The organism is Rathayibacter sp. VKM Ac-2857 (assembly GCF_013205025.1).
Lineage (GTDB): Bacteria > Actinomycetota > Actinomycetes > Actinomycetales > Microbacteriaceae > Rathayibacter.
The window spans coordinates 1,094,481-1,118,632 of sequence record NZ_JABMLE010000001.1 but is presented as its reverse complement, the minus strand read 5'-3'; the positions used below and the strand labels follow the sequence as shown (position 1 = coordinate 1,118,632).

Sequence of the window (24,152 nt, the reverse complement as noted above, 5' to 3'; positions counted from 1 at the left end):
CGGCACTCCCATCCTCACCGTCCGCGGCGTGAGCAGGTCCTTCGGCGGGGTCGCGGCCCTCACCGACGTCGACCTCTCGGTGCACGCGGGACGGATCCTCGGCCTCGCCGGTGCGAACGGGGCCGGCAAGTCCACCCTCATCAACATCCTCACCGGTCAGCTGCCGCCCGACTCCGGCGAGCTGCGGGTGGACGGCGAGCCCGTCTCCTTCTCGAGCCCGCGCGAGGCGCAGCGTCACGGGATCGGCGTCGTGCGCCAGGAGCTCGATCTCGTCCCCGATCTGACCATCGCCGAGAACCTGTTGCTCGGCGACGAGCGTCCGTTCCAGCGCGCGCTGCAGCTCGATCGGCGGCGGATGCGGGAGGCCGCCCGTGCTCTGCTGCGCCGGATGGGTCTGGAGAACGACGTCGACACGCTGGTGCGCGACGTGTCGATCGGCGACCGGCAGCTGGTCGCGGCGGCGCGCGCCCTGCGCAGCGCCGGGTCCGTGCTGCTGCTCGACGAGCCGACATCCTCGCTCACTCCCTTCGAGGCGGCCCGCCTCTTCCGCGTGATGCGCTCGCTCAGCGACGAGGGCGTCGGAGTGGTGTTCATCTCGCACCGGCTCGACGAGGTCGTGCAGCTCTGCGACAGCATCGTCGTGCTGCGGGACGGCCGGGTCGCGGGCGAGTTCGCCGCCACGACGGAGGTGCTGCCGCAGGTGGTCGACGCCATGGTGCCCGGCTCCGCCGCCGTCGTCCGAGGCGATCGGGTTCCCTCGCTCGGCGAGCCCGCCTTCGTCGGCGGCGCGCTGGTGATCAAGGGCCGCCCGCCCGTCGACCTCGCGATCCGGCGCGGCGAGGTGCTCGGCGTCTTCGGCCTCGTCGGCGCCGGGAAGTCGTCGATCGGCCGATCGATCGCCGGGCTCGAGGCCCTGCAGTCCGGCTCGATGCAGCTGGCCGGCCGGCCCTACCGCCCGCGCTCCGCCGCCGCCGGCTTCGCCCGGGGCGTCGCGTACCTCTCCGAGGACCGCCGCACCGAGGGGATCCTGCCGCACCTCAGCGTCCGCCGGAACATGATCGTCCGGGCACCGAGGGACGTCGCCCGAGGGGGCGTCTTCGACCGGCGGGCGGTGACCGCCCTGGTCCGCGAGATGACGTCCCGCCTGCGGATCAAGGCGGCGAGCGACGCCCTCGACATCCGCTCGCTCTCCGGAGGCAATCAGCAGAAGGTCCTCGTCGGGCGCCTCCTCGCCGAGGACCTCACCCTGCTCGTCCTCGACGAGCCCACCCACGGCATCGACGTGCGGGCCAAGGCCGATCTCATCGACACCGTCTGGGACCTCACCGCACACGGCGTCGCCGTCCTGCTCATCAGCTCGGAGATCGCCGAGCTGCGCGCCGCCTGCGACCGGATCCTCGTCGTCCGCAACGGCGCCGTCGTCCGGGAGCTCCCGGCGACCACCGCCACCGAAGGAGAACTCATGTCCGCAGCCACAGGAGGAGCGTCATGACCCGCCTCGACACTCTCGAACCCGACGTGGCCCGCCCGCCGCGGCGCGGGCTCGACCAGGAGCGCATCGCCACGATCGTGCTGCCGGTGGCGCTGGCCGTGATGATCGTCGTCTTCGCCCTCAGCTCGACGACCTTCTTCACCCTCGACAACCTGTTCGTCGTGCTGCGGCAGTCGGCGGTGCTCGGCGTCGCGGCGATCGGCGCGACGATCATCCTGATCGCCGGTCGGCTCGACATCAGCCAGGGCGCGCTGATCGCGGCGTCCGGAATCACCTGCGTCTCGCTCCTGCAGGCCGGCCTGCCGCCGGTCCTCGCGGTCGTCGGCGCGATCGCGCTCGGGGCGCTGCTGGGTCTCGTCAACGGCGTGCTGACCGAGACCCTCCGGATCCCGGGCTTCATCTCCACGCTCGCCGTGGCGCTGGTCGTCCGCGGCGCCGCGCAGGTCTGGACCAGCGGCCAGTCGATCGCGGCGCCGGTCGTCGAGGGCTTCGATCTCCTCCTGTGGGTCGGCACCGGCTCGATCGGCCCGCTCCCGGTCGCCGTCGTGCTGGTGACCGGCCTCTACGTCGTCGCGTGGCTCGTGATGCGCACGACCACCTGGGGGCTGCGCTCGTACGCCATCGGCTCCTCCGGGCGGGCATCGAGAGTCGCGGGGCTGCGGGTGAACCTGCACGCGATGCAGGTGTTCGTGGTCGCCGGGGCGCTCTCGGCGGTGGCCGGCGTGCTCCTCGCGGGGCGGCTCGGCTCCGGCTCCGCGAACAACGGGCAGGGAGCGGAGTTCGACATCTTCGCCGCCGTCGTGCTCGGCGGGACCTCGCTCTTCGGCGGTCGCGGGAGCATTCCGCGCACGGCCCTGGGCATCGTCTTCCTGGCGACGCTGAGCAACGGCCTCGTGATCCTGAATGTATCGTCCTACTGGCAGGGCATCGCGACCGGGACCGTGCTGGTCCTCGCGCTGGCGATCGATCGGCTGCGAGCACGCGATGACGAGTGAGGCTGTGGCGCATGGAGGGTCTTCTCCGGCGGTTGTCCGAGGGTGGCGAGAGCGGCGCGGACGCGCTGCGCGTCGTCAGCTTCTTCGACAAGCTCCAGCAGTTCCGGGCCGGGATCGACGAGCTGGTGCGGTCGACGGCGATGCTGATCGGGACCGAGGCGGGATTCGCCGGGCCGGGCGGCGGCTGCGGCTTCGACAGCCTCGGGCGCGCGCGGCCGCACGATCCGCCGACCGGGGCGATCAGCACAGGGATCGGCGGGGGCACCGCGGACGCCGGCCTGGTCTGGGTGGTTCCCGCGACCAGCGACCCGGACATGGCGCAGCTGATCCTCGAGCGCATGTCCCTGACGGCGGCCACGATCCTCATCCGGCAGGCCGACGCGGCCCGGCTGGGCGACGGCGAGCCGCTGCGGATGCTGATCGAGGCGCTGCCCTCCATCACGGAGCACCGGGAGGAGGCGCTCCGTCGGCTGGGCTTCCGACCGGACTGGCGTGTGCGCGTCGTCCTCGCCCGGGGCGCGAGCGGACCGCTCTCGGATCCGCGCGGCTGGCGGGAGTGGTGCGGGCCGGAGCACCGCTGCACCGCTCCCGTCCGCTTCGGGACGGCGCACGCGGTGCTGCTGCACGGTCCCGGGACACGGCCCGCCACACTCCCCGAGGGTGCCGAGACCGTCGCCGTCGGAGCGACGGCCTCGGCGCTCTCGCCGCGGGACTCCTACCTCTCCGCGCTGCGGACGCTGCGGCTCTGCTCGCCGACGCTCGGTCCGCGCGCACTCGCGCACGACGCGCTCGGCTCGCTGCGCTGCCTCGCCCGGGTCTCCCCGGCGGAGGCCGCCGGCTCGGAGCTCGTGCAGCGGATGCAGCTCCTGGTGCGGACGCCCGTCGGTCTCGGCGAGATCCTCGCCCTGGACGCGTACTGCCGCCACGCGAACGTCCGCGCGGCGGCGACGGAGCTCCTGCTGCACCACAGCTCGCTGGGGCACCGGCTGAAGAACGTGGGCGCGAAGCTGGGGATCGACGTCTTCGACGCCGCGCAGCGCAACGACGCGTGGCTCGCGCTGCAGCTGCTGCGCATCGCCGAGGCGGAGCCGGACGAGGCGTGAGCGCCCTCGGCGCGGCAGGCGGTGGCCGCCGTGGACGCTGAGCTCGCCGCCGCCACCGAGCTGATGCTCCGGCCCGATCTGAACGACGTCGAGGGCACGCGGCGGCTGATGGGCTCGTCGACGAGGCAGCCGTCGTCCGCCGAGGTGGAGTTCGGCGGGTCGGTCGCGATCGAGTCGCGCTCGGTGCGCCTCGACGGCCACGACATCGGCCTCCGGCTCTACCGCCCGTCGGCGTCGGTCGGGTCGGCCCTGCTCTTCCTGCACGGCGGTGCCTTCGTCGCGGGGGACACCCTCTCCGAGAACGCCCGCTGCCTGCGCTACGCGGGGGACGCGGGCTGCCTCGTCGTCTCGGTCGACTACCGCCTCGCGCCGGAGCACGCCTATCCGCACGGCCTCCGCGACTGCCGGGCGGTGCTGGGCTGGATGACCGAGCGGGCGGCCGAGCTCGGGATCGATCCCGCCCGGATCGCGGTCGCCGGTGTCAGCGCCGGCGGGGCGCTCGCGGCGGGGGTGAGCCTGCTCGCCCTGGACGAGGGCGAGCGGGTGCCGCGGGCGCAGCTGCTGCTGTTCCCCGTGCTCGACGACCGGCTCCGCAGCAGGTCGATGCGGGAGTTCGACGCCACTCCCGTCTGGGACAACCGCAACGCCGAGGTCATGTGGCGCCTCTACCTCGCGGGCGCCGAGGCCGACGAGTACGCGGCACCGGCTCGCCGGGAGTCGCTGCTCGGGCTGCCCGAGACCTACCTCCTCGCCGCCGAGCTCGACCCGTTGCGCGACGAGGCGCTCCAGTTCGGGGCCCGGCTCCTCGAGCAGGGGGTGCCCGTCGATCTGCGGCTCTGGGCGGGGACCTACCACGTGTTCGATCAGCTGGTGCCGGACGCCGCGGTCTCGCGAGCCAGCCTCGAGGACCAGGTGCGGTTCCTGCGGCGGACGCTGCGGCCCTGACCTGAGCCGTTCCAGGACCGAGGTCAGGGGGTGCCGGCACTCGACCGCGCGGCGCCCGTCGCTCGCGCGGCCAGGTCCGCGAACGCGTCGCGCAGCTCGCGAGGCTCGACGGCGCTGATCGGCGCGTCGAAGCGGGCGATCGACGCGGCGAGGCCCGGCCAGGACCAGGCGCCGACACGGATCCGGCAGCTCCCGTCCGGGTCGAGGGTCAGCGTGCCGTCGCCGAGGTACGGGGCGACCTGAGCGGGGTCGGCGTCGAGAACCGCCGAGCCCCGGCACGGCCAGGTGTCCGCGCCGGTGGAGCCCTTGAACCGGGCGGCGAGGAAGGCGGCGGGATCGCCGCCCGGGACCGTGCGCGGGGTGAACGCGGCTCCGGTGTGACTGCGAGGGGTGATGCGGTCCACGCGGTAGACGCGCCAGTCGTCGCGCTCGGGGGTCCAGCCGATCAGGTACCAGCGGCCGCCGGCGAGGAGGAGGTGGTGCGGCTCGGTCGTGCGCGCCGCGGGGTCGTCGGTCGTCGCGCCCGCGGGGGAGTCGTAGTCGAACCGGAGGGTCAGCGCGTCGCGGATCGCGTCGCCGATCCGCAGCAGCACCCCGGAGTGCGCGCGCGCGTCGGTGGGGCGGGCCGCCGCGGCGGCGCTCGCCGCGAGCCCGTCGATCCGGTGCGCGAGGCGGCTCGGCAGCAGCCGGCCGATCGTCCGCAGTGCCCGTTCGGCCGCCTCGTCGAGGTCGGTGCCGAGGGCGCCCGCGGTCCGCAGCGCCAGCGCGATCACGACCGCCTGCTCGTCGTCGAAGAGCAGCGGCGGCAGCTCGGAGCCGGCGGCCAGCCGGTAGCCGCCGTCGGGCCCGCGGGTGGTCTCGATCACGTAGTCCAACTCGCGCAGCCTCTCGATGTCGCGGCGCACGGTCCGCTCGCTCACCTCGAGCCGCCCCGCCAGCACAGGTGCCGACCAGTCGCGGCGCGACTGCAGCAGCGAGAGGAGGGCGAGCAGCCGCTTCGAGGTGGAGGGCGAGGAGGAGGTGGGCACGGATCGATGATCCCGCAGGAAGCGGACGTTCCCTGACTGGTACGGCCGAGATCGTGATGTCAGCCCCGCAGGAGCGGGGGAGAACCGCGGCCCACCGCCGCGCAGCGAAGGAGCACACCATGACCGCAGCAGTCGTCGCCCACCTCAACTTCACCGGCCAGGCTCGCGCCGCCCTCGAGTACTACGCCGCTGCGTTCGGCGGCCAGGCCGTCGTCCGCACCTACGGCGACTTCGGCATGCCGGCGGGCCTGCCCGACGCCGATCGCGTCGTCCACGGCCAGGTCGTCGGCGCGGGCGGCTTCACCGTGATGGCCTACGACGTCCCGTCGAGCGACGCGGAGTTGCAGGCGGGGATCATCCGCCGCGAGAACGGCACGACGATCACCGACCGTCCCTTCTTCCTGGCGCTGCAGGCCGCGACTCTCGAGGAGGCGACCGGCCACTGGGACGCGCTCGTCGAGGGAGCGGACATCGTCGAGCCCCTCGCGGCGTCGGCGTGGTCCGCCGGTTTCGGGATGCTCGCCGACCGCTTCGGGGTCGTCTGGGCGATCAGCGTCGTCGAGCAGCAGGGCTGAGCGCGGGGCGGGCGGCCGTACGGCGCGGCCGCCCGGACCCTCCGGCGCGAATTCCGGGTGACGGATGGCTTTCCGGAGCGCTCTGGGTACTATGTCCCGACGCGGTGGGAGTCCCCTCCTCCGCGCCCGCGGGTCCCGGACCCGCCCTCAGCTCCACACCCCCAGCTCCACCAGCCCCCAGCCCTCAGACGAACGGGAGACGGATGCGCACGACGCGCCCTTCGACGGACCACTCCGCCGCGGACGAGTCGGCGCGCACGCCGCGACCCCACGTCCGCCACGGACGGCAGAAGCGCCACAGCCTGCCGCGGACCCTCGTGAAGGCCGCTGCGACGATCTCCGGAGTCGGCGTCGTCGCCTCGATCTCCATCGTCGCCATCGCCGCGACGCTGCTCGTGCAGTCCGCGCAGCCGTCCGTCAGCCTGCACCCCGTCGCGGCCGGCTCGGGAGTCACGGCGGGCTCGGTCCCCGAGATCGGCGCCCTCGAGGGCGGCTTCAACGTGCTCGTCGTGGGCAGCGATTCGCGCCAGGGTCAGGGCGACGCCTACGGCGACCCCGACCAGGAGACGAGCGTCCTCAACGACGTCAACATGCTGATGCACGTCTCGGCCGACCACAGCAACGCGACCGTCGTCAGCTTCCCCCGCGACATGTTCGTCGACATCCCGTCCTGCGTGAACGCGGTGACCGGGGAGACGATCCCCGCCCGCTACGACACCAAGATCAACGAGGCGATGGGCAAGGACGTCAGCCTCGGCTGCGTCGCCGGCGTCGCGGAGGAGCTCCTCGGCGTCCGGGTCGACTACGGCGCGGTCGTGCAGTTCAACGGGGTCATCGAGATGTCGAACGCGATCGGCGGCGTCGACGTCTGCGTCGCCACCGAGATCGCCGACCCGTACACCAACACCTACCTCGAGCCCGGCGTGCACTCGCTCGAGGGCATGGCCGCGCTGCAGTTCCTCCGCAGCCGCCACGGCATCGGCGACGGCAGCGACCTGACCCGGATCAGCAACCAGCAGGTCTTCCTCTCGTCGCTGGTCCGCCAGGTGAAGAGCGCCGACACGCTGCTCAACCCGGTCGCCCTCTACGGCCTCGCGAAGGCCGCCCTGGGCAACATGACGCTCTCGGACGAGCTCAACAACGTCAACACCCTCGTGCAGATGGGCCTGGCGCTGAAGGACGTCGACATCGCGAACGTCGTGTTCGCGCAGTACCCGACCGGCGCCGCCTCGGGCGGCGTCGTCCCCGACCGCACCGCCGGCGACGTGCTGGCCACCGCCCTGCAGACGGACCAGCCGATCGCCCTCACCGGCGGCACCGGCGCCGGCGCGACGACCACCGGCGAGCCCGAGGCCCCTGCGGCGACCGAGGCCCCGGCGGCCGGCCCCGCGACGACCGACCCGCTCGCGACGGCGGAGGCGACCCCCGGCGAGACCGCCGCTCCCGGCACCCCCGCGGCCGGCACTCCGATCGAGCTGCCGGAGTCGATCACCGGTCAGCCCGCCGATCAGCAGACCTGCTCGGTCGGGTTCTTCGGCTGACGCCGGAGGCGGATCCGATGACCGACCCCGTCGTCTCGCGCAGGACCGCCGCCCGGCACGGGCGGCTCCGGCCCCAGAGCGGACTCCGCTTCGCCGGCCGGGTCCTGGCGGCCTGCGTCGGCGTCGGGGTGCTCAGCGCGCTCTCGATCGTGGTGATCGCGCTCTCGATGATCGCGGGCAGCGCGCGCCCCTCTGTCGACCTCGGCATCGGCTCCACCGACGCCGGCTCCGCGATCCCGGAGATCGGCGCGATCGAGGGCGGCGTCAACATCCTGCTCGCGGGCAGCGACAGCGCCGAGGGCTCCGAGGAGGGCGCGTACGGCGACCGCTCCGAGAACCTCAACGACGTCACGATGCTGATGCACATCTCCGAGGACCACTCGACGGTCGAGGTGATCAGCTTCCCCCGCGACATGTACGTGCCGATCCCGTCCTGCACCGATCCGGCGACCGGTGCCGTCTCGGATCCGCTGCGCTCCGCCAAGATCAACACCTCGCTGAGCTACGGCGGCCTCGCCTGCACCGTGCAGACCGTCGAGCAGCTCACGGGCCTCGACATCCCCTACGCCGCCCTGATCCAGTTCGACGGCGTGATCGAGATGTCGAACGCGGTGGGCGGGGTCGACGTCTGCGTCGCCACCCCGATCGAGGACGAGTACACCGGCCTGAACCTCACCGCCGGCACGCACACGCTGGTCGGCGCGGAGGCGCTCGCCTTCCTGCGCACCCGGCACGGCGTCGGCGACGGCAGCGACCTGACCCGCATCTCCAGCCAGCAGGTCTACCTGTCGTCGCTGGTGCGCAAGGTGAAGGACGCGTCGACGCTGTCGAACCCGGTCGCCCTCTACGGCCTCGGCAAGGCGGCCGTCTCGAACATGCAGCTCTCCACCTCGCTCGAGAACGTCAACACGCTGGTCTCGATCGGCCTCGCGGTGAAGGACGTCGACCTCGCCAGCGTCGTCTTCGTGCAGTACCCGACCTTCATCGACGGCGACGGCGTCTACCCGAGCGAGGAGGCGGCGGCGACGCTGAACGCCGCGCTCCTCGCGGACCAGCCGATCGCCCTCACCGGCACCACCGGCGGCGGCTCGGAGTCGACCGACGGCGCGACGCCCGCCACGACCGACCCCGCGGCGACCACGAATCCGGCGGCGACCGCCGATCCGGCCGCGACGACCGACCCGGGGACTCCGGCCCCCGGCGAGACCGCGGTCGCCCTGCCGAGCGACGTCTCCGGCCAGACCGCCGACCAGCAGACCTGCACCGTCGGCCGCACCCTCGACGAGCAGTAGCGCCGCCGCGCCGGGTGTCACGCCCGGCTCCCCGGTGCGGTTATAGTGGTCGTCGTGCGTTCGCCTGGCGGGCGCTCAGGAGACGTCGCATAGTCCGGTCGAGTGCACCACCCTGCTAAGGTGGAGAACCCTTTATTGGGTTCCGTGGGTTCAAATCCCACCGTCTCCGCACTCCTCGAGAGCCCGCTTCCCCACGGGCCGACCGCCTTCTGCTCCTCCGGTGCCTGCATCGTCGAGGGCCGCAGGACTCGTCTCAGCGCGCCTGGCCCCGGACGACCGGCTAGCCTGGCGGGATGTCCAGTGCGATCCTCGAGGCCCTGTCCGCTGCTCCCGCCCGGCGGGACGTCGCGTCGATCCGCGGGGCCCTCGCCGAGGTCGCGATCGGCGACTCGGTGCGAGTGCTCGTCCGCTCGGCGCGCTACGGGCTCTACGGCATCGAGGGCGTCGTCCGGCAGGCGGTCGGCGGGGAGCTGGTCGTCGCCGACGTGTTCCTCAACACGGGGACCGAGATCCAGAGCATCGCGCTCGCGCCGGAGCCTGAGGCGGGCGCCGACGGCGACCGCTCCGTCGACGGGCTCGCGCACGGTGAGCCGGTGCGGGTGACCTTCTCGACGCCGACGATCGGCTCCTTCACCGTGACCGGGCCGCTCACCGCCGGCGGCCGCGACCCCTACCTGCTCGTCGGCAGCTGGATCGTCGCCGAGGACGCGAGCGCCGCGCGCCACGTCGATCGGATCGAGCGGCTCGGCGATGTCGCACTGCACGTCAAGCACATCCCCGGGCACCGCTCGGCCGCCGTCGAGGAGTAGCGACCGCTCGACGCGGGAGCGCCCGGCCTCAGGTCTGGCAGCGCGGGCACCAGTAGGTGACGCGCAGCTGCAGCTCGTCGTCGCCGAGCTCGCCGCGGCGGATCGCGGTGCCGCAGCGCCGGCACGGCTTGCGGTCGCGGCCATAGACCCAGAGCTGCTGGCCGGGGCGGAGATTGCCGGTGGTCGTGCGCTCGATGCGCTCGCGGTTGACGGTGATCAGCTTCTTCGCGAGCGCGATCGTGCGCACCAGGTCGCCGCTCTCGCCGACCGGGCGGGTGGGCAGCACGCCCCGCAGGAAGCAGAGCTCGGCGCGATAGACGTTGCCGAGGCCGGCCAGGATCCGCTGATCGAGCAGCGCCAGGCCGATCGGCCGCTCCGGGTCGGCGGTGAGGCGACGGAGTGCCTCGTCGGCGTCCCAGTCCGCACCGAGCAGGTCGGGACCGAGGTAGCCGACCACGTCCTCCTCGGCGGACCGCGGCACGATCTCGAGCAGGCCGAGCTCGAAGCCGACGGCCTGCCACTCGGCCGTCTCGAGGACGATCCGGGCTTGGTAGGCGGGCCGATGCCACTTCGGCCGGTCACCGGTCAGCGAGTACAGGTGCCAGCTGCCCTCCATCTTGAGGTGGGAGTGGATCAGCGCGTCGCCGATCCGCATCAGCAGGTGCTTGCCGCGCGGGACGACGGAGTCGATGGTCTCGCCGGTGAGGTCGACCGTCGCGAACTTCGGCACCCGGACGTCGCATCGGGTCAGCACCTGCCCGTCGAGGGCATCGGCGAGGTTGTGGGCGGAGCGGTAGACGGTGTCACCCTCGGGCACGGGCGCTCCTCTCGTGGCGGCCTGCGCTCACGCGCGCAGCCTCAGTCCGCGCGGGTTCGCGACGAACCCGGCGGCGGTCAGGGCGTCGCCGAACGGCGTGCCCAGGGCGAAGACGCCGTCGATCTTCTCGACGGTGAGCTTCTCCACTCCCCGGGAGCGGACCAGCTGCGCGAGCGCTCCGGCCGCGTCGGCGAGGACGGTCTCGTCGGCGGAGAAGGTGAGCGCCGTCTTCCCGCCGCGCTCGAGGTAGACAGCCAGCTCGCCGTCGACGACGGCGACCAGGGCACCGGCCTTGCGTCCCGGCCGGTGACCCTCGCCCTGCGGCCACGGCAGCGCCGCGCCGAACGGGTTCGCCGGGTCGGTCGCGGCCAGCGCGAAGACCGGTCGGGCGCGCTGCTGGGCCTCGTCCTGCGGCGCGAAGGTGCGGAGCCGATCGACGCTGCCGGCGGTGCCGAACTGCGCGGCGCCGAGCTTCTCGATGAAGTAGCCGCGGCGGGCGCGGCCCTGCTGCTCGAAGCCGCTGAGCACCTTGTAGGCGAGCGCGAAGCCGCCGAGCACCCCCTCCGCCTGGACCGAGCCGCGGGTGACGATGCCGTAGCGCTCGAGCAGCGTCTCGCCGAGGGCGTGACCGCGGATCGTCGCGTCCGACTCCGCCAGCGGCACGATCGACCAGCGGCCGCCCGCGGTGGGCGGACCGACGCGGGTCGCCATCGTGGGCCGGGCGGTCATCCGGCCGCGCGGCGCCCTGGCGCGGGCGGGAGCGCGCGGCTGCCGGTGCGCGCCGCCGGTCGAGCCGACGAGGGTGCGCAGCGGAGCGAGCGTGTCGTTCGTGAGCAGGCCGGCCCAGACCAGCTCCCACAGCGCCTCGACCAGCGTCTTGTCGTCGGTGGAGCCGACCGCGTCGGAGAGCTGGCGGAAGAAGTAGCCGCCGCCGGAGCCGAGCACGCCGACGATCTCCTGCTGCAGCTCGCCGAGCGGCACCGCCTCGGCCGCGGGGACGGGCAGCGTGAGGCCGGCGGTGTCGGCGAGGTGCAGGCTCACCCAGCCGTCGTTGCCGGGGAGGGTGCCGGCGCCGGCCCAGATGACCTCTCCGGTCGCGGTCAGCTCGTCGAGCATGGCGGGGGAGTAGTCGCGCACCCGCGCGGGGAGGACCAGCGACTCCCAGGCCGACGCGGGGATGGGCGCGCCCGCGAGCTGGTCGATGACGGAGGCGACGCCGTCGATGCCGCGCAGCGAGCCGCCGAGGTGCTGCCAGGCCGGCAGGAAGCGGCCGTAGGCGGCGGCGTCGACCGGCTCGACCTCCTTCCGCAGCGCGGCGAGCGAGCGGCTGCGCAGGCGCCGCAGCACCTCGCTGTCGCACCACTCGGAGCCGGTGCCGTTCGGGCGGAACTCGCCCTCAGAGACGCGCCGCTCGCCCGAGAGCCGGCGGAGGGTGTCGTTGACGACCGCGACGCCGAGACCGAGCCGCGCGGCGACGGCGACGGCGGTGAACGGGCCGTGGGTGCGGGCGTAGCGGGCGACGAGGTCGCCGAGCGGGTCGCGCACCGGGTCGATGAAGGCGACGGGGACGCCGATGGGCAGGGGGACGCCGAGGGCGTCGCGCAGGCGCGAGGCGTCCTCCATCGCGGCGTAGCGCTGCTCGCCCGCGAGGCCGACCGGCAGGACGCGCTTGGCCCGGACCAGCTCGGCGACGATCGCGTCGAGCGTCTCGCGCGCGATCGGCTCGGCCTTCGCGACGTCGGCCGACGTCACCGACTCGTCGACCAGCCGCTCGCCCAGCTCGTCGATCGTCAGCGGGCCGAGCAGGCGGAGCAGGTCCGCCGCGCCCTCGAGCCCGCGCAGCCGCCGCTCCGGCTCGACCCGCTGCAGCTCGCGCTCGATCTGCGCGAGCACGAGCGGATCGAGCAGCTCGCGCAGCTCGGCGCGGCCCAGCAGCTCGCCGAGGAGCGTCGCGTCGACCGAGAGCGCGGCCGCGCGGCGCTCCGCCAGCGGGCTGTCGCCCTCGTACATGAAGGCGGCGACGTAGCCGAACAGCATCGAGCGGGCGAACGGGCTCGCCGTCGGCGTCTCGACCTCGAGGATCTGCAGCTCGCGGCCGTCGAGCCGGGCGGCGAGGCGCAGCAGCGCGGGCAGGTCGTAGACGTCCTGGAGGCACTCGCGCACCGTCTCGAGGATGATCGGGAAGGTCGGGTAGGTGCGGGCCACGTCGAGCAGCTGGGCGGCGCGCTGGCGCTGCTGCCAGAGCGGCGAGCGCTTGCCCGGGTTGTAGCGGGGGAGCAGCAGCGCCCGCGCCGCGCACTCGCGGAAGCGGGCGGCGAAGAGCGCGGAGCCGCCGACCTCGCTGGTCACCAGCTGCTCGAGCTCGTCGCGGTCGAAGAGGAAGAGCTCGGCCCCGGGCGGCTCGGACTCGGTGTCGGGGATCCGCACGACGATTCCGTCGTCGCCCGCCATCGCCGCGCCGTCGACCCCGTGCCGCTCGCGGACCCGCGCGCCGATGGCGAGGGCCCAGGGGGAGTGCACCTGCATCCCGTAGGGCGAGTGCAGGACGAGCCGCCAGTCGCCGAGCTCGTCGCGGAAGCGCTCGAGGACGAGCGTGCGGTCGTCCGGGATGCGGCCGGTGGCCAGGCGCTGCTCGTCGAGGAAGGAGAGCAGGTTGTTGGTCGCGTACTCGTCCAGGCCCGCGGCGGTGCAGCGCTCGCGCGCGGTCTCGACGGCCGCGCCGCCGATCTCGCGGGTGAAGGCGCCGATCGCCTCGCCGAGCTCGGCCGGCCGGCCCTGCGAGTCGCCCTTCCAGAACGGCAGGCGCCCCGGCTCGCCGAACGCGGGCGTGACGATCACGCGGTCGTAGGTGATCTCCTGGATCCGCCAGCTGGTCGCACCGAGGGCGAAGACGTCGCCGACGCGCGACTCGTAGACCATCTCCTCGTCGAGCTCGCCGACCCGGTTGCCGGTCGAGCCGGGCTCGCCGACCATGAAGACGCCGAACAGCCCGCGGTCGGGGATCGTCCCGCCGCTGGTCACCGCGAGGCGCTGCGCTCCGGGCCGGCCGGTGAGGGTGTTCTCGTCGCGGTCCCAGACGACCCGGGGCCGCAGCTCGGCGAACTGGTCGGAGGGGTAGCGGCCGGAGAGCAGGTCGAGCGTCGCCTCGTAGGCCGAGCGCGGCAGGGCGACGAAAGGGGCGCTGCGGCGGACGGTGTCGAACCACTCGTCGACGTCGAGCGACTCCAGCGCCGTGGCGGCGACCGTCTGCTGGGCGAGGATGTCGAGCGGGTTGGCCGGCACCATGATCGCCTCGATCAGGCCGGCGCGCATCCGCTCGGTGGTGACGGCGGAGTGCAGCAGGTCGGCCCGGTGCTTGGGGTAGAACGAGCCGCGCGAGACCTCGCCCACCTGGTGGCCGGCCCGGCCGACGCGCTGGAGGGCGCTGGCGACGGAGGGCGGCGTCTCGACCTGCACGACGAGGTCGACGGCGCCCATGTCGATGCCGAGCTCGAGGCTCGAGGTGGCGACCACGCAGCGCAGGCGGCCCGACTTGAGGTCGTCCTCGATGATCGCGCGCTGCTCCTTGCTGACCGAGCCGTGGTGCGCGCGGGCGAGCAGCGGCTCGTCCTCGGGAGCGGCCTGGCCGGTCCCGCTGGTCGCTCCGGCGGCGCCCATGGTCGCGGCAGGGCTCCGGCGGGCGGAGGCGCCGACCGCCTCGCCGAGGAGCGCGCCGACCGCGACCGGCTCGCCGGCCTCGCGGGCGCGCTCGGCCTCGGCCTCGCGCCGCTCCGCGTAGATCTCGTTGAGCCGCGCCGTCAGCCGCTCGGCCAGTCGCCGCGAGTTCGCGAAGACGATCGAGGAGGTGTGCGCGAGCACCCGGTCGACGATCGACTCCTCGACGTGCGGCCAGATCGAGCCGCTCTGCGGGCCGGTGGCGCCCATGGTCGAGCCGTCCTGCGAGGCGGTGGAGCCGAGCTCCGACATGTCCTCGACGGGGACGACGACGCTGAGGTCCCACTGCTTCTCGGAGACGGGAGCCACGATCGTGACGGGGGAGCGGCCGGCCAGGAAGCGCGCGACCTCCTCGCGCGGGCGGACCGTCGCCGACAGGCCGATGCGCTGCACGGGCTTCGGCAGAAGCGCGTCGAGCCGCTCGAGCGAGACTGCGAGGTGCGCACCGCGCTTGGTGGAGGCGACGGCGTGCACCTCGTCGACGATGACGGTCTCGACGCCGCGCAGCGACTCCCGCGCGGCCGAGGTGAGCATCAGGTAGAGCGACTCGGGGGTGGTGATCAGGATGTCCGGCGGCGTCCTCTGCAGCACCCTGCGCTCGGCCGCGGGGGTGTCGCCGGAGCGGACACCCACGGTCACCGTCGACGGCGCGCTGCCGATGCCCTCGGCGCTCAACCGGAGCGCGGTCTGCGTCACGCCGACCAGCGGCGAGCGGAGGTTGCGCTCGACGTCGACGCCGAGCGCCTTCAGCGGCGAGACGTAGAGCACGCGGGTGCGGTGCTGCGGATCCTCCGGCGGCGGCCCCTGCACGAGCCGGTCGATCGCCCAGAGGAACGCCGACAGCGTCTTGCCCGAGCCGGTCGGAGCGACGACGAGGGCGTGCGCTCCGCTCGAGATCGCCGACCACGCGCCCTCCTGGGCGGCCGTTGGCGCGGGGAAGGCGCCCTCGAACCAGGCCCGGGTGGCGGGGCTGAAGCGATCGAGGACGTGCGGCATGCGTGAATCCTCCCTGCCACCACCGACATTGCCGTGCGCGCGCCCCGCGGGCGAGCCCTTGACGAGCGGCCGCGACGGCCGGTGATCGTCCTGGGGCGCCGGAGTCAGGCGAAGCCCAGCCGCACGAAGGTGCCGATGTCGGCGAGTTCCGCCTGGCTCACACCGTGCGCGACGCCCTCGTAGACCCGCGCGTCGAGCGCCGTGTGCGCCGGGAACCACTCCCCGGCCGCGGCGACCAGCTCCGGCGGGATCACCGCGTCGAGCGTGCCCCGGCCCCAGAACACCGGCGGACGCTCGGCGGCCAGCACCTCGTCGGCCGTGTCGCCGTCCGCCAGGGGCACCACGAACCCCGAGAGGGCCACCGCGAACGCGAACCGGCCGGGCGCGCGCCGCAGCAGCTGCACCGCCAGCGCCGCGCCCTGCGAGAAGCCGAGCAGCCCGACGGGCCCGTCGTGCTCGAGCGCGTCGAGCCAGTCGAGGACGCCCTGCGCCGCCGCCTCGACCGCGACCGGATCCGCGCGCGGCTGATCCGGATCCAGCGGGACCCGCAGCGGCCACCAGGCGTTCGCGCCGCCGTCCAGAGCCAGCGGCGCCCGGAGCGAGGCGAGGACCGGCTCCAGCGGCAGGTAGGCGCCGAGCGAGAACAGGTCGCCCTCGTGCGAGCCGTAGCCGTGCAGGAGCACCAGGAGGGGCCGCCCGGCCCGGTCCTTCGCGGAGGAGGACCACAGCACTGCGTTCGCGTCGATACCCATCCGACCATCATCGCCGAGCCCGCCGGATGCGAGCCGAAACCGGACTGACATGAACGTCGGGTAAGAATGGCCCTATGAGCGTGCGTACCCCTGATCCCAACTCCGGGTGGCTGTCCGACGATGAACTCGCCGAGATCCGCCGTCGGCTCCCGCTGCTGTACGTCGAGGCGGTGCCCGTGCGCGTCGACGGACTCGGCCAGGTGACCGAGGTCGGGGTGCTCCTCCGGGCGACCGCCTCGGGGCAGATCACGCGCACCATCGTCTCCGGCCGGGTGATGTACGGCGAGACCCTCCGCGACGCGCTCTTCCGCCACCTCGAGAAGGACCTCGGCCCGATGGCGTTCCCGCTGCTGCCGGCCAGCCCGCTGCCCTTCCACGTCGCCGAGTACTTCCCGATGCCCGGCATGGGCCCCTTCACCGACGACCGGCAGCACGCCGTCTCGCTCGCCTACGTCGTCCCGGTCACCGGCACCTGCGACCCCCGCCAGGACGCCCTCGAGCTGACCTGGATGACCCCCGACGAGGCCTGCTCCGACGCCGTCTCCGCCGAGATGGAGGGCGGGCGCGGCGCGTTGCTGCGCGCCGCACTCGCATCGGTGGGGAAGCTTCGGTAGGCGCGCAGCGTGCCTTCTCGCGCGCCGCGGGGCGGCGCGCCGCGGTCGGCTCTCGCAGGTGGTCGGGTTCCGTAGAGCGTCCGACGTCCGCCTAGCGGAATTCGCTGTCACGCGAATTCCGCCTGCGGCTCGAAGCGCGCTCTCGCGCCGAGAGTCGGGGCGAGTGGCTTCGCGTTCGCAGGCACGGGGAATCCGCCTCCACTGAGTCGGCGGGTGCGCCGCGGGGCGGCGCGCGACACGCTGGTCGAGTAGCGCGCAGCGCGTATCGAGCGGCGAAGCCGCTTCGCGACTCGGTGGCGGGGGAAAGGACGCGGCTGCGCCGCGTCATGCTGGTCGAGTAGCCCCGCAGGGGCGTATCGAGACCCACCGTCACCAGCAGGACGGGTCTGCAGACTCAGCGTCCCGAGGGTGGGGGATCTCGATACGCCCGCTGCGCGGGCTACTCGATCAGCATGACTTTCCCCATACGCATTAGGTGATCTTTCCTAAGAGACCCGCCGTAACCGGGCAGGCACCCTCCGCGGTTCTGTGATCTCTGAGGTCTCGGTCCGGGTAGGGCCGCGATTTCGCGCGAGCATCCCGACGAGAGGTGCGCCTCAAGCGGGCGACCTGTACACAGCTGAGGCTGGAAGGCGTTCTCGCGTCCTTTTCCGGGCGAAACGGGCGGTCCAGCCTTATTCGTGCACGCCGCTGACGGCTGAGGGAGCCTCTCTCCCCTCCAGAGACGACGAAGGCCGGGATTCCGACCCGCGACTCCGTCGCGGGAGGACTCCCGGCCTTCTTCATGTCTCTTCGTGCAGTCGTCGGCGCACGCACACGTCGTCAGACGCTGCGCCCCCGGACCAGCCGCCCCTCACGAGGCGGAGCGGCGATTCGCGTGCCAAGCGAATCGCCGTAGCCGGTGGCGAGACGCTCCATGGAACGCGACCACCCGGCCTGCCGACTGCGGCGCGCCGCCACGCGGCGCGCAAATCGGCTCAGCCCTGAGCGCGACGCGCAGGGCGGCGCTCGGCGCCGGCCGGGGCGGAGCTGCTGGAGCCCGAGCCGGTGCTGTAGTACGAGCGCGAGCCGCCCGAGGTCGTCGCGGGGGCGGCGGAGCGGCCGCGGCCGCCGCGCTGTCCGCCGCGAGCGGCGCCGTCGGAGCTTCCGCCGGTGCCGCGGCGGGGGCGGTCGGAGCCGGCACCGGCGGGAGCGGCCGAGCGCTCGCCGCGTCCGCCGCGCGGGGCGGTGGTGCCGTCGGTGCGTGCGGCGCGCTTGCGCTGCGCGTTGGCGCCCTGCGAGCGGCCGCCCTGCGACTGGCCGCGGACGGGCTCGACGACGGCGGTCGGAGTGACGTACGGGGCGACGTCGCCGACGAGCTTCGACACGGCGGCCGAGTCGGCGGTGACGAGCTGCGGGGTGACCTGGATGGCGGCCTTGCGCAGCAGGGTCTTCACGTCGCCGCGCTGGGTGGGCAGCACGACGGTGACGACGTCGCCCTCGCTGCCGGCGCGGGCGGTGCGGCCCGAGCGGTGCAGGTACGCCTTGTGCTCCATGGGCGGGTCGACGTGGATGACCAGCTCGACGTCGTCGACGTGCACGCCGCGGGCGGCGACGTCGGTGGCGACGAGCACCTTGACGGTGCCGGCGCCGAAGGCGGCGAGGTTGCGGTCGCGGGCGACCTGCGAGAGGTTGCCGTGCAGGTCGACGGCGGGGATGCCCTGGCCGGTGAGCTGCTTGGCGAGCTTCTTCGCGTGGTGCTTGGTGCGCATGAAGAGGATGCGGCGGCCGGTGCCGGACGCGAGGGTCTTCACGAGGGCGTTCTTGGCGTCGAGGCCGTCGACCTCGAAGACGTGGTGGGTCATCAGCGCGACGGGCGAGTTCGCCTCGTCGACCGAGTGCAGCACCTCGTTCTGCAGGTACTTCTTCACCAGCTTGTCCACGCCGTTGTCGAGCGTGGCCGAGAACAGCAGGCGCTGTCCGCCGCGGGGGGTCTTGTCGAGGATGCGCGTGACGACGGGCAGGAAGCCCAGGTCGGCCATGTGGTCGGCCTCGTCGAGCACGGTGATCTCGACAGCGTCGAGGTTGACGAAGCCCTGCTTCATCAGGTCCTCGAGGCGGCCGGGGCAGGCCACGACGATGTCGACGCCCTGCTTGAGCGCGGCGACCTGGCGCTGCTGCGAGACGCCGCCGAAGATCGTGGTGGTGACGATGCCGTACGCGTCGGCGAGGGGCTGCATGGCCGCGGTGATCTGCGTGGCGAGCTCGCGGGTCGGCGCGAGGATCAGGCCGAGCGGGCGGCCCGGGCGGCGGCGGCCGCCGGCGAGCGCGCCGCCGAGGCGGGCGACCATGGGAATGGCGAAGGCGAGGGTCTTGCCGGAGCCGGTCTTGCCGCGGCCGAGCACGTCGCGGCCGTTCAGGGTGTCGGGGAGGGTGTCCACCTGGATCGGGAACGGCTCGGTGATGCCGTTCGCGGTCAGGGCGGTCACGAGGGGTGCGGGGACGCCGAGAGCGGCGAAGGTGGGGATGGTCGACATGGATGGTGCCTTTCGGGGCATCATGCCGATCTGACAGCGCAGGCGGATGGCCGGGCGCGGGTGATCGGCTGTTCGGGCGAAGGTGACGGTGGTCACATCCGTTCGCCGTACGAAGCGGTGCGCGCGGCCGGGGGCCTCATGCACGTGCGCCAGATGGTCGGGATCCAGAGGGATCCGCAACGAAAAATGGGCGTTCTACGACGCGGGGGAGCGCAGTCGTCGCGCTCGCACCCTCCCACCCTAGTGGGTGCCGATCCATCCCCGCATGGTCGACTGCACGCGGGAGCCGTCGAGGTCGGCCAGCTTCAGGCCCACGAAGTCCCGCGCCCAGTCCGAGGTCTGCACCCGGAAGGGCGGCTCCGGGTCGCGCAGGGTCTGCAGGATCACCGCGGCGACGTCGGCCGGCTCCTGGGCGTGGCTGGAGGAGAACGCCGAGGCGGTGCGGTCGAGGTAGGCGCCGAGCGCGCCAGCGTAGGGGCCGGCCTCGGCCATCAGGGCGGAGGCGTCGATGCCGACGTTCTCGACGAAGCTGCTGCGGACGGCGCCCGGCTCGATCAGCGAGACGTGCACGCCGACGGCCGCGGCGACCGGCGCGAGCGCCTCGAAGAAGCCCTCGACCGCGAACTTCGCCGCGCAGTAGTCCTCGTTGAACGGCTGACCGATCGCGCCGCCGACGCTGGAGACCGTGACGATGCGTCCGCGCGAGGAGCGCAGCAGCGGCAGGGCTGCGCGGGTCACGGCGACGGTGCCGAAGAAGTTGACCTCCATCACGCGGCGGAGCTCGGCCGGATCCTCGAGCTCGGTGATGCCGACGTGGCCCGCGCCGGCGTTGTTTACCAGCACGTCGAGTCCGCCGTGGACCTCCTGGATCCGCTCGAGGCAGGCGGTCACGGAGTCGATGTCGGTGACGTCGAGCCGCTGCACGTCGAGCTCGACCCCGGCTCCGCCGATCGCCTCGCGGAGTCCGTCGGCGTGCTCCACGTCGCGGACCGTGGCGACCACCTGCCAGCCCGAGCGGGCGGCCTCGATCGCTGTCGCGCGGCCGATGCCGGTCGAGGTTCCGGTGACGAGGAGGACGGGTCGGGGCATGCTGATTCCTGCTTTCCGGCGCCGGAGCGCGCCGCCCGGAGGCTATCGGCGGAGCCTCCGAGAACGGTCAGCATCGGTGTGCGGGATCTCGATACGCCCTCTGCGAGGGCTACTCGATCAGCATGCGGACGCGGACATCCATGCCGATCGACATGCAGGGTGTCGCGATTCATGCCGATCGACATGCAGGGTGTCGCGATTCATGCCGATCGACATGCAGGGGTGGTGAGCGACTCATGCTGGTCGAGTAGCCGCGGAGCGGCGTATCGAGACCCGGCCTTCTGAGCACGGTGGATCTCGATACGCCCTCTGCGAGGGCTACTCGATCAGCATGTCGCCGCCCCGTCAGCCCTTGTAGCGCTCTCCCACCGGCACCTCGACCGGCAGGGTGTTGCCGGCCTGCGCGAGCGGGCAGGCCCAGGCCGGGTCGTACGCGCAGGAGGGGTTGTAGGCGAAGTTGAAGTCGAGCACGAGCGTCGACGGCGTCGCTCCGGTGCCGAGATCGGCGCCCTTCACGGTGTCGAGCAGGTAGCGCCCGCCGCCGTAGGTACCGCCCGGCGTGCCGGCCAGCGCGTCCTTGACGGGCACGAAGAGCCCGCCACCGTAGGAGCCGAGCTTCCAGACGTCCAGGGTCCCTGCAGAGGGGACCTCGACGGTCCCGACCAGCTCGAACGGCACGACGCCGTCCGTCCCCGTCTCCACGTCCATCCGCCGGGCCTCCTCGGCCGGGGCGACCTCGAGCTCGAACCGCCAGGCCGCGTCGTACGGCGCGATCGGCAGCGAGCGGAAGTGCGCCCGGTCGGCGGGTAGCAGCGGAGTGGCGGGGTGGCGGTCGAACAGCGCGTTGCGCGCCCGGATCCACGACGCGTGCGCGGCCAGCAGGTCGACGTTCGAGAGGCGACGGACCTCGGCGTACATCGCCTGGACGTGGCGGCGCCAGTCCGCCACCTCGATCGCGGAGGCGAGCCGGCGCCGCGGCGACACGGCGTCCTCGTCCTCGCTGCCGTCGTCCTCGCCGGACGGCCAGTTGAAGCGCAGCAGGTCCGCGCGGGACAGCTCGACGGCCTCCTCGGCCGATCCGTCGGGGCTCACGGCGCGTCCTCCCCTCGGGGGCGGGTATCGGCGCCGACGTCGTGGCGCCAGGTCGGGGCCAGGGCGCGGATGCGGATCCCGCGCCACTGCCAGAACGCCCACATCGACGGCCAGAGCGCCGGCGAGGCGAGCCCGGCGCTGAACTCCAGCCGGTCGCGGAAGAGCGTCCGCCCGTCCGGCAGCGGGGCCACGGCCATCCGGTGGTCCCACGCGGTGATCAGCCGCAGCGCGCCGGAGAGCGGAGCGCCGTTGTCGCGGAGGACACGGACGTCGGGCATCGACGGCACGCGGCGGTAGGAGAGGTCGATCTCCTGCGCCCCCATCGGCACGATCCCGAGGGCGTCCATCGCGACGTCGTGCGGCCCGAGGCCCCAGGTCGGCCGGAAGCCGCCCTCGTCCAGGGACGCGGCGGTCAGGAACGGGGACATCACCTCGCGGAACACGGCCGGACTCTGCAGGGCGCGCCAGGCGGAGTCGGGGTCGGTGTCGAGCACGTGCTTGAGCATCACCTTCACGGGGACCATCCTCCTCCGGGTTCTCCCGAGCGGGAACCGGGTGCGCGCCGAGCCCCGGGCGTGTAGGCGCTGCGGCCCCGGTACCGCGAGCAGCCGGCACCGCGAGCGCTCGGTACCGTGGAGGCGTGAACGCCGCTCTCCCCGACTCCGACCGCACCGCCGCCGACCAGGCCGCCGCCGCCCTCGACCAGGGGGCGTACCAGATCCGCTTCGACTGGGGAGCCCGCGGTCTCCGTGCCCTGGCTCCCGCGCACATCACCGTGCTGGTCGACGCGCTCCCCGGCGGAGCGGACGACGCCGTCGACCCCGACGCGATCGACGGCCACGTCGTCCGCGCCGGGCTCGCCGACCGCACCGCCGTCGCCCGCTGGATCCTCGAGCGCCAGCACGAGAACGGCGGCCGGACCAGCGTCAACGTCGTCGCCGTCGGCGAGGTCGACCCGAGCGGAGAGCCGCGCTTCGCCGTCGAGGACCAGCTGGCCGCCGGCGCGCTGATCGACGCCCTGATCGGGCTCGGCATCGACCACGTCTCGCCCGACGCCGCCGTGGCCTCCGCCTCCTACGAGGGGCTCCGCCGCGCCTGCGTCCACCTGCTGACCGCCTCCGCCACGGGTCGCCTGCTCACCGCGCGCGGCCGCGGGGCGGAGATCTCCGCCGCCGCCCGCGTGGACACGGTCGACACCGTGACGGTCCTGCGCTCCCCGCGCTGACGGACCGCGCCTGAGCGTCTCCGCAAGGGGTGCGGCCGCGCTCGACCGGTAAGGGCGGAGCGGCGTAGCGTTCCCCGGGAGCGGAGGACCGCCTCCGCCGACCGTCTCCGCGACAGGAAAGCTGGCCCGAATGAAAGCCGTCCTCAACGACGTCGTCATCGCCGACGCCCCCGACTCCGACCTCATCTCCATCGAGGGCAACTGGTACTTCCCGCCCACGAGCGTGAACAACGACTACCTGGTGCCGAGCAGCACCCAGTACACCTGCCCGTGGAAGGGCGAGGCCCAGTACTACGACGTGAAGTCCGAGGACGGGATGCTCAAGGACCGCGCCTGGTCCTACCCGACGCCCTACCCGACCGCGTTCGACCGCGTCGGCAAGGACTTCTCGGGCTACCTCGCGTTCTGGAAGGACGTCAAGGTCGTCGACTAGTCCTCGGCGCTGTCCGCGCGCTCGGCGCTCCGGCGCCGGTGCGCGCGGACCTTCGCCCGGTTCCCGCAGCGCTGCATCGAGCACCAGCGCCGCGAACCGGCCCGGGAGGTGTCGAGGTAGAGGATCCGGCAGTCCTCCGCGTCGCAGCGGCGCAGCCGCCCCGGAGTGCCGCCGCCGAGCAGGTCGACCGCCTCGCGCGCGAGGGTCGAGAGCGCCTGCCGCGCCGCCGCGTGCGAGCGGCCGGCCTGCCGCGAGCCGCCGGAGAGCGACGGAGGGACGTCCGGCATCGCGGCGAAGAGGTTGACGACGTCGACGTCCGCCGGGTCGCCCGCCGCACCCCGCTCGGCCGCCACCGCCAACCGCGAGACCGCACCGCGGAGCATCAGTGCGTCGTCGAGCCGGGCGTCGCGGGCGGCGGCGTCGACCGCGTCGAAGCGCTCGGCGAGCCACGCCGCCAGAGCCTCGTCGGAGTCGAGGCGCTCGCCGGGGATCCCTCGGAGCGGTCCGGTGCAGGCGAAGTCGAGCGCCAGGCTGCCGGAGTCGAACCACCAGCGCAGCCCGCCCGCGTCGACCAGCCACTGCCCGGTGCTCGGCACCCGGCCGCGGACGACCCGGTGCGGTGCGCCCTCGCTCACGCCGAGCGCTCGTTCACCGCGGGCCGCGCCGGCACCTCGCGGCGCCGCCACTCGATCGCGTTCGCCGGCTCGAAGCGCCGCGCGCACTTCCCGCACGCCAGCGGCCGGCTCGGCCGGCGGTGCCGGTAGAAGAGGTGCCCGCTGGGGCAGCTGCCGACCCAGGGTGCGAGCTCGTCCGCGGTCGGATTGCTGTGCGTGCGGTCGCCGGTGTAGCCGATCGCCGCGGAGATCCGGCGCCACACGGGCCCGTGCCCGGCCTTCGGGCCGGCGAGCGCGTGCGCAACCTCGTGCAGGAGCGTCTGGTGCACCTCCTCGTCGCTCCACCGGGCGGCGAGGTGCCTGGACACGGTGATGCGCCGGTCCTTCCAGTGGCAGGCGCCGCCTCGGGTGCGGGCGTGGTCGAAGGCGAAGCTCCACGAGTCGTCCAGGTGCTCGCGCAGCAGTGCGTCCGCCCAGCGGGCGACCTGGTCGAGCCCAGCCATCGATCGT

At 73.6% G+C, this 24,152-nt stretch carries 21 protein-coding genes and 1 tRNA gene; 12 read left to right on the top strand and 10 right to left on the bottom strand.

The features are described from left to right. Positions 1 to 28: 28 nt before the first annotated feature. From HQQ86_RS05175 to HQQ86_RS05160, 4 genes are read left to right on the top strand one after another with little or no spacing between them, the layout of a single operon-like run. On the top strand, positions 29 to 1,492 hold the full coding sequence (locus HQQ86_RS05175) for a sugar ABC transporter ATP-binding protein (protein WP_173286964.1): 1,464 nt from the start codon (positions 29 to 31) through the stop codon (positions 1,490 to 1,492). Continuing rightward, complete coding sequence (locus tag HQQ86_RS05170; RefSeq protein WP_173286962.1) at positions 1,489 to 2,487, top strand: ABC transporter permease; 999 nt, start codon at positions 1,489 to 1,491, stop codon at positions 2,485 to 2,487. The genes HQQ86_RS05175 and HQQ86_RS05170 overlap by 4 nt, the downstream gene beginning before the upstream one ends. Before the next feature lie 11 nt (positions 2,488 to 2,498). Beyond that, the gene (locus HQQ86_RS05165) at positions 2,499 to 3,590 is read left to right on the top strand and encodes a helix-turn-helix domain-containing protein (RefSeq protein ID WP_173286960.1); all 1,092 of its coding nucleotides are present in this window, start codon (positions 2,499 to 2,501) and stop codon (positions 3,588 to 3,590) included. Between the two features lie 30 nt (positions 3,591 to 3,620). Then, positions 3,621 to 4,535 carry an alpha/beta hydrolase gene (locus HQQ86_RS05160; RefSeq protein WP_173286958.1) on the top strand — a complete coding sequence of 305 codons (915 nt, stop codon included), beginning with the start codon at positions 3,621 to 3,623 and terminating at the stop codon, positions 4,533 to 4,535. Between the two features lie 23 nt (positions 4,536 to 4,558). Here the strand turns inward: HQQ86_RS05160 and HQQ86_RS05155 are convergent, their stop codons facing one another. Further along, the gene (locus HQQ86_RS05155) at positions 4,559 to 5,563 is read right to left on the bottom strand and encodes a WYL domain-containing protein (RefSeq protein WP_173286956.1); all 1,005 of its coding nucleotides are present in this window, start codon (positions 5,561 to 5,563) and stop codon (positions 4,559 to 4,561) included. A gap of 119 nt (positions 5,564 to 5,682) precedes the next feature. Between HQQ86_RS05155 and HQQ86_RS05150 the strand changes: the two genes are divergently transcribed. The 5 genes from HQQ86_RS05150 to HQQ86_RS05130 all read left to right on the top strand — a co-directional run bounded on the left by HQQ86_RS05150 (position 5,683) and on the right by HQQ86_RS05130 (position 9,780). Continuing rightward, positions 5,683 to 6,138: a VOC family protein gene (locus tag HQQ86_RS05150; protein ID WP_173286954.1), complete on the top strand. Its 456-nt coding sequence runs from the start codon at positions 5,683 to 5,685 to the stop codon at positions 6,136 to 6,138. A gap of 203 nt (positions 6,139 to 6,341) precedes the next feature. Beyond that, positions 6,342 to 7,679 (top strand): LCP family protein, encoded by a 1,338-nt coding sequence (locus tag HQQ86_RS05145; RefSeq protein WP_173286952.1) that lies wholly within the window; start codon positions 6,342 to 6,344, stop codon positions 7,677 to 7,679. A 17-nt stretch (positions 7,680 to 7,696) separates the two neighbouring features. Next, positions 7,697 to 8,971 (top strand): LCP family protein, encoded by a 1,275-nt coding sequence (locus HQQ86_RS05140; protein ID WP_173286950.1) that lies wholly within the window; start codon positions 7,697 to 7,699, stop codon positions 8,969 to 8,971. 78 nt (positions 8,972 to 9,049) lie between these two features. Then, positions 9,050 to 9,140, top strand: a tRNA-Ser gene (locus HQQ86_RS05135). Between the two features lie 124 nt (positions 9,141 to 9,264). After that, on the top strand, positions 9,265 to 9,780 hold the full coding sequence (locus HQQ86_RS05130; RefSeq protein WP_173286948.1) for a hypothetical protein: 516 nt from the start codon (positions 9,265 to 9,267) through the stop codon (positions 9,778 to 9,780). Positions 9,781 to 9,808: 28 nt separating this feature from the next. On the opposite strand, the gene HQQ86_RS05125 is transcribed toward HQQ86_RS05130, so the two are convergent. The 3 genes from HQQ86_RS05125 to HQQ86_RS05115 all read right to left on the bottom strand — a co-directional run bounded on the left by HQQ86_RS05125 (position 9,809) and on the right by HQQ86_RS05115 (position 16,059). Continuing rightward, complete coding sequence (locus HQQ86_RS05125; protein WP_173286946.1) at positions 9,809 to 10,597, bottom strand: Fpg/Nei family DNA glycosylase; 789 nt, start codon at positions 10,595 to 10,597, stop codon at positions 9,809 to 9,811. 27 nt (positions 10,598 to 10,624) lie between these two features. Further along, entirely contained in the window at positions 10,625 to 15,307 is a 4,683-nt protein-coding gene (locus HQQ86_RS05120; protein WP_173286944.1) for an ATP-dependent helicase, read from the bottom strand. Positions 15,308 to 15,411: 104 nt separating this feature from the next. After that, on the bottom strand, positions 15,412 to 16,059 hold the full coding sequence (locus tag HQQ86_RS05115) for an alpha/beta hydrolase (RefSeq protein ID WP_173286942.1): 648 nt from the start codon (positions 16,057 to 16,059) through the stop codon (positions 15,412 to 15,414). A 74-nt stretch (positions 16,060 to 16,133) separates the two neighbouring features. Between HQQ86_RS05115 and HQQ86_RS05110 the strand changes: the two genes are divergently transcribed. Continuing rightward, entirely contained in the window at positions 16,134 to 16,673 is a 540-nt protein-coding gene (locus HQQ86_RS05110; RefSeq protein ID WP_123445016.1) for an NUDIX hydrolase family protein, read from the top strand. 977 nt (positions 16,674 to 17,650) lie between these two features. Here HQQ86_RS05110 and HQQ86_RS05105 read toward each other — a convergent pair. The 4 genes from HQQ86_RS05105 to HQQ86_RS05090 form a co-directional block, all read right to left on the bottom strand. After that, positions 17,651 to 19,189, bottom strand: coding sequence for a DEAD/DEAH box helicase (locus HQQ86_RS05105; protein ID WP_173286940.1), 1,539 nt, complete (start codon positions 19,187 to 19,189; stop codon positions 17,651 to 17,653). A gap of 240 nt (positions 19,190 to 19,429) precedes the next feature. Continuing rightward, positions 19,430 to 20,278, bottom strand: coding sequence for an SDR family oxidoreductase (locus tag HQQ86_RS05100; RefSeq protein ID WP_173286938.1), 849 nt, complete (start codon positions 20,276 to 20,278; stop codon positions 19,430 to 19,432). 345 nt (positions 20,279 to 20,623) lie between these two features. Then, positions 20,624 to 21,196: a DUF1684 domain-containing protein gene (locus tag HQQ86_RS05095; RefSeq protein WP_123445360.1), complete on the bottom strand. Its 573-nt coding sequence runs from the start codon at positions 21,194 to 21,196 to the stop codon at positions 20,624 to 20,626. Positions 21,197 to 21,366: 170 nt separating this feature from the next. Beyond that, positions 21,367 to 21,876: a hypothetical protein gene (locus tag HQQ86_RS05090; RefSeq protein ID WP_254071910.1), complete on the bottom strand. Its 510-nt coding sequence runs from the start codon at positions 21,874 to 21,876 to the stop codon at positions 21,367 to 21,369. A 134-nt stretch (positions 21,877 to 22,010) separates the two neighbouring features. Here HQQ86_RS05090 and HQQ86_RS05085 point away from each other — a divergent pair, with 134 nt between their 5' ends. Together HQQ86_RS05085 and HQQ86_RS05080 are read left to right on the top strand one after the other, a co-directional pair. Beyond that, the gene (locus HQQ86_RS05085) at positions 22,011 to 22,595 is read left to right on the top strand and encodes a 2-phosphosulfolactate phosphatase (RefSeq protein ID WP_173286934.1); all 585 of its coding nucleotides are present in this window, start codon (positions 22,011 to 22,013) and stop codon (positions 22,593 to 22,595) included. 130 nt (positions 22,596 to 22,725) lie between these two features. Continuing rightward, positions 22,726 to 23,028 (top strand): DUF427 domain-containing protein, encoded by a 303-nt coding sequence (locus HQQ86_RS05080; protein ID WP_173286932.1) that lies wholly within the window; start codon positions 22,726 to 22,728, stop codon positions 23,026 to 23,028. On the opposite strand, the gene HQQ86_RS05075 is transcribed toward HQQ86_RS05080, so the two are convergent. Together HQQ86_RS05075 and HQQ86_RS05070 are read right to left on the bottom strand one after the other, a co-directional pair. Further along, positions 23,025 to 23,663: a CGNR zinc finger domain-containing protein gene (locus HQQ86_RS05075; protein WP_367948549.1), complete on the bottom strand. Its 639-nt coding sequence runs from the start codon at positions 23,661 to 23,663 to the stop codon at positions 23,025 to 23,027. The two genes, HQQ86_RS05080 and HQQ86_RS05075, sit on opposite strands and share 4 nt — an antisense overlap. After that, the gene (locus tag HQQ86_RS05070) at positions 23,660 to 24,145 is read right to left on the bottom strand and encodes a SprT-like domain-containing protein (protein ID WP_173286930.1); all 486 of its coding nucleotides are present in this window, start codon (positions 24,143 to 24,145) and stop codon (positions 23,660 to 23,662) included. Before HQQ86_RS05070 ends, HQQ86_RS05075 begins: the two co-directional genes overlap by 4 nt. Positions 24,146 to 24,152: the final 7 nt, after the last annotated feature.

Bases quoted from the DNA above. Each gene is read 5' to 3' on its own strand.
- HQQ86_RS05165 (WP_173286960.1), top strand. From the start codon at position 2,499: ATGGAGGGTCTTCTCCGGCGGTTGTCCGAGGGTGGCGAGAGCGGCGCG.
- HQQ86_RS05115 (WP_173286942.1), bottom strand. From the start codon at position 16,059: ATGGGTATCGACGCGAACGCAGTGCTGTGGTCCTCCTCCGCGAAGGAC.
- HQQ86_RS05110 (WP_123445016.1), top strand. From the start codon at position 16,134: ATGAGCGTGCGTACCCCTGATCCCAACTCCGGGTGGCTGTCCGACGAT.
- HQQ86_RS05140 (WP_173286950.1), top strand. From the start codon at position 7,697: ATGACCGACCCCGTCGTCTCGCGCAGGACCGCCGCCCGGCACGGGCGG.
- HQQ86_RS05170 (WP_173286962.1), top strand. From the start codon at position 1,489: ATGACCCGCCTCGACACTCTCGAACCCGACGTGGCCCGCCCGCCGCGG.
- HQQ86_RS05100 (WP_173286938.1), bottom strand. From the start codon at position 20,278: ATGCCCCGACCCGTCCTCCTCGTCACCGGAACCTCGACCGGCATCGGC.
- HQQ86_RS05105 (WP_173286940.1), bottom strand. From the start codon at position 19,189: ATGTCGACCATCCCCACCTTCGCCGCTCTCGGCGTCCCCGCACCCCTC.
- HQQ86_RS05145 (WP_173286952.1), top strand. From the start codon at position 6,342: ATGCGCACGACGCGCCCTTCGACGGACCACTCCGCCGCGGACGAGTCG.
- HQQ86_RS05150 (WP_173286954.1), top strand. From the start codon at position 5,683: ATGACCGCAGCAGTCGTCGCCCACCTCAACTTCACCGGCCAGGCTCGC.
- HQQ86_RS05120 (WP_173286944.1), bottom strand. From the start codon at position 15,307: ATGCCGCACGTCCTCGATCGCTTCAGCCCCGCCACCCGGGCCTGGTTC.
- HQQ86_RS05090 (WP_254071910.1), bottom strand. From the start codon at position 21,876: ATGCTCAAGCACGTGCTCGACACCGACCCCGACTCCGCCTGGCGCGCC.
- HQQ86_RS05130 (WP_173286948.1), top strand. From the start codon at position 9,265: ATGTCCAGTGCGATCCTCGAGGCCCTGTCCGCTGCTCCCGCCCGGCGG.
- HQQ86_RS05080 (WP_173286932.1), top strand. From the start codon at position 22,726: ATGAAAGCCGTCCTCAACGACGTCGTCATCGCCGACGCCCCCGACTCC.
- HQQ86_RS05070 (WP_173286930.1), bottom strand. From the start codon at position 24,145: ATGGCTGGGCTCGACCAGGTCGCCCGCTGGGCGGACGCACTGCTGCGC.
- HQQ86_RS05095 (WP_123445360.1), bottom strand. From the start codon at position 21,196: ATGTACGCCGAGGTCCGTCGCCTCTCGAACGTCGACCTGCTGGCCGCG.